12 protein-coding genes are annotated in these 10,005 nt (G+C 66.6%); 10 read left to right on the top strand and 2 right to left on the bottom strand.

Annotated features, from left to right (window positions below):
- The first annotated feature begins 49 nt into the window (after window positions 1-49).
- Window positions 50-1,357 carry a RelA/SpoT domain-containing protein gene (locus x551_RS14370; RefSeq protein WP_036234592.1) on the top strand — a complete coding sequence of 436 codons (1,308 nt, stop codon included), beginning with the start codon at window positions 50-52 and terminating at the stop codon, window positions 1,355-1,357.
- Between the two features lie 93 nt (window positions 1,358-1,450).
- The gene (locus tag x551_RS25865) at window positions 1,451-1,594 is read left to right on the top strand and encodes a hypothetical protein (RefSeq protein WP_155935849.1); all 144 of its coding nucleotides are present in this window, start codon (window positions 1,451-1,453) and stop codon (window positions 1,592-1,594) included.
- A 156-nt stretch (window positions 1,595-1,750) separates the two neighbouring features.
- Here the strand turns inward: x551_RS25865 and x551_RS14365 are convergent, their stop codons facing one another.
- The gene (locus x551_RS14365) at window positions 1,751-2,140 is read right to left on the bottom strand and encodes a hypothetical protein (protein ID WP_051495850.1); all 390 of its coding nucleotides are present in this window, start codon (window positions 2,138-2,140) and stop codon (window positions 1,751-1,753) included.
- A 311-nt stretch (window positions 2,141-2,451) separates the two neighbouring features.
- On the bottom strand, window positions 2,452-2,892 hold the full coding sequence (locus x551_RS14360) for a hypothetical protein (RefSeq protein WP_011827985.1): 441 nt from the start codon (window positions 2,890-2,892) through the stop codon (window positions 2,452-2,454).
- A gap of 244 nt (window positions 2,893-3,136) precedes the next feature.
- Between x551_RS14360 and x551_RS14355 the strand changes: the two genes are divergently transcribed.
- The 8 genes from x551_RS14355 to x551_RS14320 all read left to right on the top strand — a co-directional run.
- Window positions 3,137-3,511 (top strand): hypothetical protein, encoded by a 375-nt coding sequence (locus x551_RS14355; protein ID WP_036234590.1) that lies wholly within the window; start codon window positions 3,137-3,139, stop codon window positions 3,509-3,511.
- Window positions 3,512-4,259: 748 nt separating this feature from the next.
- On the top strand, window positions 4,260-4,805 hold the full coding sequence (locus tag x551_RS14350) for a hypothetical protein (RefSeq protein WP_036234584.1): 546 nt from the start codon (window positions 4,260-4,262) through the stop codon (window positions 4,803-4,805).
- 67 nt (window positions 4,806-4,872) lie between these two features.
- Window positions 4,873-5,361 carry a hypothetical protein gene (locus tag x551_RS14345; RefSeq protein WP_011827989.1) on the top strand — a complete coding sequence of 163 codons (489 nt, stop codon included), beginning with the start codon at window positions 4,873-4,875 and terminating at the stop codon, window positions 5,359-5,361.
- 25 nt (window positions 5,362-5,386) lie between these two features.
- Window positions 5,387-5,890, top strand: a complete 504-nt coding sequence (locus x551_RS14340) for an SMI1/KNR4 family protein (RefSeq protein ID WP_036234581.1) — start codon at window positions 5,387-5,389, stop codon at window positions 5,888-5,890.
- A 92-nt stretch (window positions 5,891-5,982) separates the two neighbouring features.
- A complete protein-coding gene (locus x551_RS14335; protein WP_011827991.1) occupies window positions 5,983-6,438 on the top strand; it encodes a hypothetical protein in 456 nt (151 codons plus the stop codon).
- A gap of 62 nt (window positions 6,439-6,500) precedes the next feature.
- Window positions 6,501-6,968: a DM13 domain-containing protein gene (locus x551_RS14330; protein ID WP_011827992.1), complete on the top strand. Its 468-nt coding sequence runs from the start codon at window positions 6,501-6,503 to the stop codon at window positions 6,966-6,968.
- Window positions 6,969-7,170: 202 nt separating this feature from the next.
- The gene (locus x551_RS14325; protein WP_036234578.1) at window positions 7,171-8,802 is read left to right on the top strand and encodes an NAD(P)/FAD-dependent oxidoreductase; all 1,632 of its coding nucleotides are present in this window, start codon (window positions 7,171-7,173) and stop codon (window positions 8,800-8,802) included.
- An 18-nt stretch (window positions 8,803-8,820) separates the two neighbouring features.
- Window positions 8,821-10,005 (top strand): serine hydrolase domain-containing protein (locus x551_RS14320; RefSeq protein WP_036234566.1); only part of this gene is annotated, 1,185 nt, incomplete at its 3' end.

Here is a 10,005-nt window from a genome sequence, read left to right as displayed (position 1 = left end):
TTAGGCACCCGAAACACGCAAGTCCGACATCACTCGCAGGAGCAAGGCCTTGGACCTCATAGGTCAGTTCATCTCCCGGTATCGGAAAGAGTACGATTTCTACGAGCAAGCCTGCCGTATGGCCGCGCAGGTACTTGACTCCTACTTACAGTCGGCTGGCGTGCGCGCCATCGTGACTTCGCGCGCAAAGAACCCGATTCGGCTTGAGACTAAGGTAAGGCAGCGTGCGAAGTCGCATCCCTTTGCCTCTGTCGAAGACATCTACGAAGACATCGTTGACCTGGCTGGAGTCCGGGTCGCTCTCTACTTCCCAGCTGAGCGAAGCGAAGTCGGTCGAATCATCCGCACACTGTTTGTGCCCGTCGCCGATCCAAAGGAATTCCCGACAGCGTCGAAGCCGACTTACGAGAAGCGCTTCTCTGGCTACTGGGCCACTCACTACCGAGTCCGCCTGCCGGAGTCACTGCTCAACGAGTCGCAAAAGAGGTATGCCGAAGCTCGCGTTGAGATTCAGGTTGCATCAGTGCTCATGCACGCGTGGTCCGAGGTAGAGCACGATCTCGTCTACAAGCCGCTTCAGGGAACACTCTCGGAGGACGAGTACGCGATTCTTGATGAACTGAACGGGCTTGTGCTTGCTGGTGAGATTGCGCTAGAGAGACTGCAGCGCGCCGGTGAAGCGCGAGTCTCCGTTCACGATCGCGAGTACACCAACCACTACGACTTGGCGTCGTCGTTGCTTGAGATGTCACGCGCCAAGCTCGCGGGCCTAGACATACACGATTCGGCTATTGGCAGAGTGGACCTGCTCTTTCAATTTCTTCAAGATCTTGGTCTGAACAAGCCTGAAGATTTAGCACGATACGTTGATGCGCTGCACGGAGACTTTGAGAAGCGGCCACTGGCAGAGCAAGTGATCGACCAGGTACTTGCCGAAGACACGTCTCGATATGCTGTGTACGAGAATGTGCGCGCACTCGATGTTCCCGCTCTGTCCGTCGCGTCGAGTGATGCACCCAGGGCCTCGCAAAGCGAGGCGATTGGGCAGTTCATGGCGTTGTGGATTGACTACGAGCGCATGCTGCGGTCGGTCGCGGCGACAAAGGGCTACAAGAGCATTGGCATGCCGTCTCCGAGAGTTTTGTCGGAAATTTCGGAATTCCCACCCGATCTCGTCCAATCAGCCGAGCGCCTACGGCGCTTCCGCAATCTACTTGTCCATGGCATCGAAGTACCGGACGCAGGCTACATTCAGGCTCAAATGACTGACCTGAAGAAACTCGTCGGGCTTATGCAGGCAGCGCTAAAGCCTCCAAAGAAGCCGACGCACAAGTCTGCAAGAAAGACACCTAAGTAGTCATTCGCTGCGCGGGTGCCTAACCCCTCGCTCGGGCGGACCTGGAGCTTGTATCGGTTTCGTTGACACTCCGACCTAATGAAGGAGTGATCGATGGGAATGCCCGGGCCACAGCAGATCAATCGATACGGCGTGGCCATCAAGCTCGAGGCAGTTCAGATGAGCGACCAGCCCGGCGTGTTGATCAAGGATGTCGCCGAGTCGCCGTGCATCCACCCGTTCATCGTCGGTCGTTGAACCAAGCACCCCATTGCAGCGAGGCCAGCTCCACGGCCCCCTTGGTCCACGGCGCTCGGCGATGGATCAGTTCGGCTGTGGAGCCCGTAGATCGTCTCGGCCGACCGGCCATGCCGCCTGCCGATGTGGCTTCGAAAGCAGAGCGCAATGCACCGATCAGCCGCGACCGAAGCTCGTGTCGAGTTCGCCGGCCTTGCGCGCACGCTCGTACTCCATCTGCACCTCGGCGCGGGTCTTCGTCGAGACCGGCGCCTTCACGGGGAGCGCGCGTTCGAATCCGATGCTGATCTCGCCGGCGGCGCGCGCGCGCAGGTACTCGGCCGTCACTTCGGCGCGCGTCAGCGTCGAAGCCGTGTGCTTGGCAGCGGTTGCGGCAGGAAACCCTTCGTGGTCCAGTTCGCCGGCGGCGCGAGCGCGCAGGTACTCGGCAACGACATCGGCACGCGAGAGGGCGGTGCCCATGCCGGCGTGGTCCATCGTGGTCATCGCCTGGGCGGTGCCCATGAATGACAACGCAACGAAGGCCAGAGTGGTCAGCTTGTTCATGATGAATGTTCCTTGGTGAGTGGGTTCGTGTCGTGTGGCAGCGCCCACCGCGGCCACAGGGTTCTGTCGTGGCCGCACCGAAATCATTACCACCATATTTCTTCGAGGCTGCGTAAGGTTTCGGTGGTTCGGAGCGACGGGCGGCTGCCGGCGCTGGGTTCACCACCCGCCTCACATTCGTCAGATGCAGAGGGCACCTCGCCAGCCAGCTCGAATCACGAGGGTTTCGTGGTCCGGCCTGCTGTTTCATCACGCTCAAGCGCAGCGCGTCGATCTGTCGGACCGCGCGCGGCGGCCTCGGTCGCCAGGCTTCATTTCACGTCGATGGTGGCTCGCATCCCAGCTTCCGTGTGCGTCCGCGTCGACATCACGTCTTCGAAGCGTCCTGTCCTCACCGGAAGGAACCACCACTCCACGACGCTGCCAGGCTTCAGCTCGACTCGCCGAACCGGCCCATACACCTCCGCCACCGCCTTCGCATCTGGCCCGAGTACCACCACCTTGCGCGAGTACACGGCATCCGCCAGTCCCTGCGAGCCAAAGTAGTACTCGTTGGCACTCGGGTTCTCCAGGCGCAGCACGTAAAGCTTTCCGGTCTCCAGCGTCAGCGAGTCCGGGCTGAAGCGATGCTCACCCTTCGCGTTCCCAAGCACCATCGTCACCCGGGTGGGTTCCTGTCGTGTCAGGTCGCCGGCGCCATAAGCGCTTGCGCATGCCAGGGCCAATGCCAGCGCGAGACCCGTCGTCTTCATCGTTGTCTCCTCGAGTGTCCAAGTCGGTCGCCATGCTGCCGGTTCGGTGGGCACCGACCCCGGCTTCTCGAACCTGATTCAACTCTATCGGACTGAAGCAGTTGAACGGGTGCTTTCTGTCGCTGGCGCGCCGTCGTGGGTGTCCTTCTTGTCGATGCGGCCTGCCAGAATGTCGTGCGTCAGGCCCCCGGTCCCGCCTATGCAGCCCACCGCTCATTCCCTCAAGCGTCCTGCTCGCCGGGTCATGCTCGCCTTGCTCACGGTCATCGTGGCCGCGTGCACCACAGCCATGTACGACGGTGCGCCGCGCCCGGACGGTGAACTGGCCACGCTGGTCGGTGATCGCATGTACCTCGTGTCGGTCGATGGCAAACCCGTTCCCTACAGCGGCGGAAACTTCGCAACCATCAAGGTCTTGCCTGGGCAACGCACCATCACCGCGCGACTCAACGACGCGGGGCCGCATCACACAGTCACCTCGAACGCGGAACCCCCTGTCACGTTCAGCGCCGTGGCAGGCAGGCGCTACGCGATTCAGCCGCAGTTCGTTGAACGTCAACGGTGGTATCCGCAGGTCATCGACGTGCACACCGGGGAGGTTGTGGGGCGAGCCGACTAGCTCGGCTCTCCCCCGATTTCCGGGACGCGTCGAGACACGCTGTGGACAGGAGAGCGCCATGAGCCGGACAAGAACGCGCTTCACAGTCGAGTTCGAACCTTCGGCGTCGTCATGAAGCGCCGCACCTTCCTTGCTGTCACCTCGGTGGCGATGTCGGCACATGCGCAGCTCCGCTCGCCTGCGCAGTGGCTGGAGCCTGACGCCACGCCACGGATCGGCTCGGAGGCCTACGGAGCCAACGGTCCGCTTCGCGTCTGGCTGGTCGCCATGCCCATGCCGCTCTGGCGGGACTGGTGGAACCTGCTGCCGGTGGTGTCCGAAGCGCCACGGCTGGTCGACGGCCTCGTCCAGAGCTACCGGGCCGATGACGAGATCGCGCTCTCGGTGCTGGTCGCCGGTGCGCTGCGCGACGATGCACGCAAGCGCAGGCTCGTCGCGAGCCTTTCCGCTGTCGGGCCCGACGGCCGTACCCATCCCCCGATGCGGCAGGACTATTTCTGGGAAGGCATGCCGTTCAATCGCGCCAACAGCGTTGGCATCCTCGAGCCGGTCCTCAGCATGAGCGATCTGCTGGGCCGCTCCGCGGGGACCTGGACGCTGCAGCTGGAGCTCACCGACACGCTTGCCTCGGTGAGCGTCGCCGTGTCTCAGAAGGTGGAGGTGGGGCATGATGCCGAGCGCTCGGCGCGAGCGGCGCCGGGGCCTGTCCCGGTTTCTCCGACACTCCGACCCGTCGAAGGAGTGACCGATGCGCAAGCCCAGTTTCCTCGCCGTACTGCTGTTCGCCCTCACCGCCGGCGCGCAGGCCGCTCCGCCTGGCGAGTTCGCCGGCGTGAACCCCAAGGATCTGCAGCCGTCCCCGGAGGCCGGAGCGGTGGACCTCGCCGAACGCCTGGTCTGGACCCGCAGCGCCAGGAACACCGAACTCGGCGTGCTGCCCGGCAAGTACACCGCCCATGGGCAGGACGCCCAGGGCCGGTACTTCCTGGCCACCAGCCCCGCCTTCGCCTTCTACATGCGCTCGGTCCGCGGCCAGTACCTGCTGGCCCGTGGCGGCGTTCTCCTGCCACACGCGCCGACGGCGCGTGCCCGCTTCTTCTTCGTCCAGGACGACCGCGTGAAGACCGGCAAGACCCTCGAGGAGGCCATGGCCCACACGCCGGACGAGCCTGCTGCGGTGCCCCTGCTCGACGCGCTGCTCAACTGGGCGAGCCAGGGGCACCTGGTGGCCCTGGCCGAGATCGACGACGACGCGCTGAACGAACGGTTGCGCGCTGCCTTCGCCGCCCGGTAGCCGCCGCTGCGCGCGGCAGCTCTGCAATCATCCCGGTCCGCTGCTTCCCCTTCTTCGTGCCGACACCATGCTGCAACTCGCCAAGACGCTTTCTGCACCGGTTGCCGCCGCCCTGCTGGCCGGCTGCGCCTTTCATCAGGCGCCCTACGTTGCGCACGAGCCCGGTCTCGCGCCCAGCGAAACCAGCGTGTTCTCGGTGATCACCGAGAACGCGGCCAGGAACGGCGCGCTGGAGATCACGCATGTGGACGGCAAGCCCACCGCCTGTGCCCAGGCGGGGTGTCCGGTGTGGGTGCGGGTCAAGCCCGGCACGCACGCGTTCGGCCTGCGGTTCAACGGCGACTACAAGCTCGCCGGTGCCTTCATCCGGTGGCAGACCGCGGTGCTGTCGGTCGAGGTGCCGGACATGCAGGCGCGGCACGTCTACCTCGGCCGGCAGGTGCTCTCGAACGACCGCGTGGCCGTGCAGCTGCAAGACCTGGGCGAGCGGCCCGACCATGGCCTCTCCCTGGGCCTGGAAGGCGCCAACCGGAAGTACCACCCGGTCACCTTCTAGCCGTCGTCGGCTGGAGTCCATCGCCATGCCTGCCCCCAGCACCGAAGACACCGCGGCATTTGCGGCCGTGCTCGCCCGGCTCGACACCGCTCTCCCGCCGCAGGTGTGCGCCACCCTGCGGCCGCCGGCGCGCGCAGAAGACCTGGCCGCGCTGGCCGCCCTGCTGCCAGAGGGCGCCAGGCTTCCGGCCGACCTTCAGGCACTGCTCGCCTGGCACGACGGCCAGTCCTGGAACGCGCCTCTCAGCACGAAGAACAATCGCCGCCTGCTGTCGGCTGGCGAGATCCGGAGCGAACTGGCCTACTTTTCCGATCCCCGCTCCGATGTCATGGCGCCGTGGAGCGCGTCGTGGCTGCCGGTTCTCACCAACGATGCCGGTGACTTCGTGGTGCTGGAGACGGTGGGCCCGCAGGCGGGCTGCCTGCGGCTCTACTGGCACGACGATCCCTCGCGCAGCGTGGCCCATCCCTCACTGCTGAAGTGGGCGGAAGCCCTGCTCGGCGAGCACCTGCCGCCGCCCGCAGGCTGAGCGGCTCGGCATTCGCGACGAGTTGGGGATGGCGGCCGGGTCGTCGGCGCGGTCCCATGCAGCCCTGACGGCACATTCCCGGGAGTCCACGCATGCAGTCCCTGCTCAGCAGTTTGCTGGTTACGTTGGCGTTGGTGTTCGTCGCCGCGCCCGCCGCCGCCAACCCGCCGCTCACCCCGTCCGCCGTGGTGGGCCCGTGGAAGAAGCTGTCGCACACCGTCGTGCTCGACGGCCGGTCGATGGACTCGCACGCCGCGCTGCTGCAGCAGCGGCCGTGCGCGGCGCAGGTGGTCTACGAGATCCACGCCGACGGCCGCTACCGGCTCGACGCCAGCGGCAGCCACTGCGACGACAAGTACAAGCGCATGCAGGAGAAGCTCTACGCCAAGACGCAGTGGAAGCTCGAAGGCCAGAAGTTCACCACCTCGGCCACGAACTTCGCCGTCGGGCAGAGCTACAACGTCAGCGTTGCGGGGCAGCGCATGACCTGGGTCGGCACCGAAGGGCAGGGCACGCTGGTGTTCGAGAGGGTGAACCCGGCGAAGTAGCGGCCGTCGCGCGCGGGGCCTCAGGCTGTAAGCCCCGGCCCCCTCGCTGCGACTGAACCGCCATGAAACGCACCGTGCTCCTGGTCTCCCATCTCCTGGCGCTGGCCATCGGGTTCGCGCTGGGCATCTACGCGCTGCCCATCCTGGTGGCGCCCAGCGCGCTGGCGCCGAAGGACATCGAAGCGCTGATGGGGCCTGCGCAGTGGACGGCGCAGTTCCGTCGTGAGCTGAAGGACAGCGACGCGCTGCACTGGGGCGAGGGCATGGTGTTCGTCGGCCCCCGGAGCATCAGCCTGCTGGGCAGGTTGGCGCCGGGGCCCGACTACAAGCTCTATCTGTCGCCGGAGTTCGTGGAGACCGAAGCCGACTTCCAGCGTCTCAAGCCGCAGATGCTGCGGGTCGGCGACGTCAAGACGTTCGAGAACTTCCTGGTGCCGGTGCCGCAGGGCGTGGATCCGTCCCGGTTCAACACGGTCATCGTGTGGTGCGAGGCCTTCGGCCAGTTCATCACCGCGGCGAAGTACCGCTGACGGGTCGTTTCCCTGGCCGCCGTCGTGCCTGTCCTATTTGTCGGACACGCTGTCCGAGGGTGGGCGCGCGGCGGCGGCGCCGAGCCGGCCTGCAGGCCCTGATCGCGCCGTCGATCGAGGGTGAACCCTCAGGAATCCGTGGGCCGGCCGTGGTCCGTGAATTGCGATCTGCCCCGGCAAATCGCGAACCCCCGGAGACCCCATGGCTGCCTATTCGAACCCCAACGCCCCCGTCACGCGACTCGATGCCGTCGTCATCGGCGCCGGTGTGGCGGGCCTGTACCAGTTGCACAAGCTGCGCGAGCTCGGCCTGAATGTGCGCGCCTACGAAACCGGTTCCGGCGTCGGCGGCACCTGGTACTGGAACCGCTACCCCGGCGCCCGCTTCGACTCGCAGGCCGAGATCTACCAGTACTGGTTCTCGGAGGACCTGTACAAGGCCTGGAAGCCGACCGAGCGCTTCCCGGCGCAGCCGGAAACCGAGAGCTGGCTGAACTGGGTGGCCGACCGGCTGGACCTGCGCAAGGACATCCGCTTCGGCGCACGCATCGACTCCGCCCACTACGACGACACCACCGGCCGCTGGAGCCTCGTCACGCAGCAGGGCGAGACCATCGACACGCAGTACCTGGTGTGCTGCATGGGCATGCTGTCGGCGCCGCTGACCAACCGCTTCCACGGGCAGTCCAGCTTCAAGGGGCAGATCCACCACACAGCGCTGTGGCCCAAGGAGGGTGTGGACCTGAAGGGCAAGCGCGTGGCGGTGGTGGGTGTGGGCGCCACCGGCATCCAGGTCATCCAGTCCATCGCGCCCGAGGTGGCCGAACTGAAGGTGTTCGTGCGCACGCCGCAGTACATGATCCCGATGCGCAACCCGAAGTACGGCGAGAAGGAGTGGGCCGACTTCGCCGCGCGCTTCCATGAGCTGAAGGCGCGCGTGCGCGGCACCTTCGCCGGCTTCGACTACGACTTCGACGCCGGGCCCTGGGCCGACAAGACGCCGGCCGAGCGCGAGGCCGTGCTGCAGGGCCTGTGGGAGGACGGCTCGCTGTCGATGTGGCTCGCCTCCTTCCCGGAGATGTTCTTCGACGAGTCGGTGAGCTTCGAGGTGTCGGAGTTCGTGCGCCGCAAGATGCGCGAGCGGCTGGGCAACGACCCCGCGCTGTGCGAGCTGCTGATCCCCACCGACTACGGCTTCGGCACGCACCGCGTGCCGCTGGAGAGCGGCTACCTGGAGGTCTACCTGCGCGACAACGTGGAGGGCGTGAACTGCCGGGCCACGCCGATCGAGCGCATCGTGCCCGAGGGCATCCAGACCTCCGATGGCAAGGTGCACGAGGTCGACGTGATCATCCTCGCGGTGGGCTTCGACGCCGGCTCCGGCGCGCTGACGCGCATGGACATCCGCGGCCGCGGCGGTCGCTCGCTGAAGCAGGAGTGGAGCAAGGAGATCCGCACCGCCATGGGCATGCAGATCCACGGCTACCCCAATCTGTTCAGCACCGCCTCGCCGCTGGCGCCCACCGCGGCGCTGTGCAACATGCCCACCTGCCTGCAGGCGCAGGTGGAGTGGGTCACCGATTGCATTGCCTATGCGCGCGCCACCGGCAAGAAGGTGGTCGAGCCGACCCGCGAGTTCGAGGAGTCCTGGGTGCGGCACCACGACGAGGTGGCCAACCGCACGCTGCTGGTGAAGACCGACTCCTGGTACATGGGCTCCAACGTCGAGGGCAAGCCGCGGCGGCTGCTGTCCTATGCCGGCGGCGTGGGCAACTACCACCGGCAGTGCGACGAGCAGGCGGCCATGGGCTACCCCGGCTTCGCCATGCGCTGAGCGCCAGGGAGACCCGCCATGAACAAGGACAGGCTGGGCAGCGCGCTCGACGCGCTGCTGGATCGCAGCGTGCTGCAACCAGGCGGCGTGCCCGGCGTGGTGGCCATGGCCACCGACCGCAAGGCCGACGTCTACCGCGGCGCGGCCGGCGTGCTGCAGCTGGGCCAGGACGCGCCGATGTCGACCGACAGCGTGTTCGCCATCTTCTCCACCACCAAGCCGCTGACCGCCACGCTGGTGATGCAGCTGGTGGAGGAGGGGCGGCTCGGCCTCGACGACGAGGCCGGCCGCTACGCGCCGGAGATCGACGAACTGCAGGTGCTCGACGGCTTCGATGCGGCCGGGCAGCCGCGGCTGCGCGCGCCCAGGCGCCGGATCACGGTGCGCGACCTGATGCTGCACACCTCGGGCCTGTGCTACGAGTTCTTCAGCGCCGACGACCTGAAGTTCCGCGCCGCGCGCGGCATTCCCACCGTGGTGTCGTGCAGCTTCGACTCGATCCGCACGGTGCTGCTGCACGACCCCGGCGAGGCCTGGACCTACGGCGTCAACATCGACTGGCTGGGCCGCATCGTGGAAAAGCTGCGCGGCGACCGGCTGGGCCACGTGATGCGCGAGCGGCTGTTCGACCCGCTGGGCATGGAGGAGATCGGCTTCGGGATGTCGGATGACATGCAGCCGCGGCGCGCCGTCATCCATGCGCGTGCCGACGATGGCACGCTCACGCCGCTGCCCGACCTGAAGCTGCCCGACCCGCCGCCGATGGACATGGGCGGCCAGGGCCTGTACGCGACGGTGGGCGAGTACATGAAGTTCATCCGCATGCTGCTCAACGACGGCAGCGGCCCCTTCGGCCGCGTGCTGAGGCCGGAGACGGTGGACGCGCTGGCGCAGGACGGGCTGAAGGCCCTGGGCCTGTCGGCGGGTGGGTGGACCACGTCGATCCCCTCGCTGGCCAACACCGGCGAGTTCCTGCCCGGCACCGACAAGGGCTGGGCCTACAGCTTCATGACCAACCGGGAGCGCGCGCCCACCGGCCGCAGCGCCGGTTCGCTGATGTGGGCGGGCCTGGCCAACTGCTTCTTCTGGGCCGACCGCCGGGCCGGCATCGGCGGCTACTGGGCCACGCAGATCCTGCCGCTGATGGACGCCGCGTCCTACCCGGGCTTCGTGGAGTTCGAGACCACCGTCTACCAGCACCGC

It is taken from the genome of Methylibium sp. T29 (assembly GCF_000576205.1).
GTDB classification, from domain to species: Bacteria; Pseudomonadota; Gammaproteobacteria; order Burkholderiales; family Burkholderiaceae_C; genus Methylibium; species Methylibium petroleiphilum.
Note: the sequence above shows the minus strand (reverse complement) of the source record. Positions and strands in the feature narration are given on the sequence as shown.

Bases quoted from the DNA above. Each gene is read 5' to 3' on its own strand.
- x551_RS25865 (WP_155935849.1), top strand. From the start codon at position 1,451: ATGGGAATGCCCGGGCCACAGCAGATCAATCGATACGGCGTGGCCATC.
- x551_RS14365 (WP_051495850.1), bottom strand. From the start codon at position 2,140: ATGAACAAGCTGACCACTCTGGCCTTCGTTGCGTTGTCATTCATGGGC.
- x551_RS14360 (WP_011827985.1), bottom strand. From the start codon at position 2,892: ATGAAGACGACGGGTCTCGCGCTGGCATTGGCCCTGGCATGCGCAAGC.
- x551_RS14355 (WP_036234590.1), top strand. From the start codon at position 3,137: ATGCTCGCCTTGCTCACGGTCATCGTGGCCGCGTGCACCACAGCCATG.
- x551_RS14350 (WP_036234584.1), top strand. From the start codon at position 4,260: ATGCGCAAGCCCAGTTTCCTCGCCGTACTGCTGTTCGCCCTCACCGCC.
- x551_RS14345 (WP_011827989.1), top strand. From the start codon at position 4,873: ATGCTGCAACTCGCCAAGACGCTTTCTGCACCGGTTGCCGCCGCCCTG.
- x551_RS14340 (WP_036234581.1), top strand. From the start codon at position 5,387: ATGCCTGCCCCCAGCACCGAAGACACCGCGGCATTTGCGGCCGTGCTC.
- x551_RS14335 (WP_011827991.1), top strand. From the start codon at position 5,983: ATGCAGTCCCTGCTCAGCAGTTTGCTGGTTACGTTGGCGTTGGTGTTC.
- x551_RS14330 (WP_011827992.1), top strand. From the start codon at position 6,501: ATGAAACGCACCGTGCTCCTGGTCTCCCATCTCCTGGCGCTGGCCATC.
- x551_RS14325 (WP_036234578.1), top strand. From the start codon at position 7,171: ATGGCTGCCTATTCGAACCCCAACGCCCCCGTCACGCGACTCGATGCC.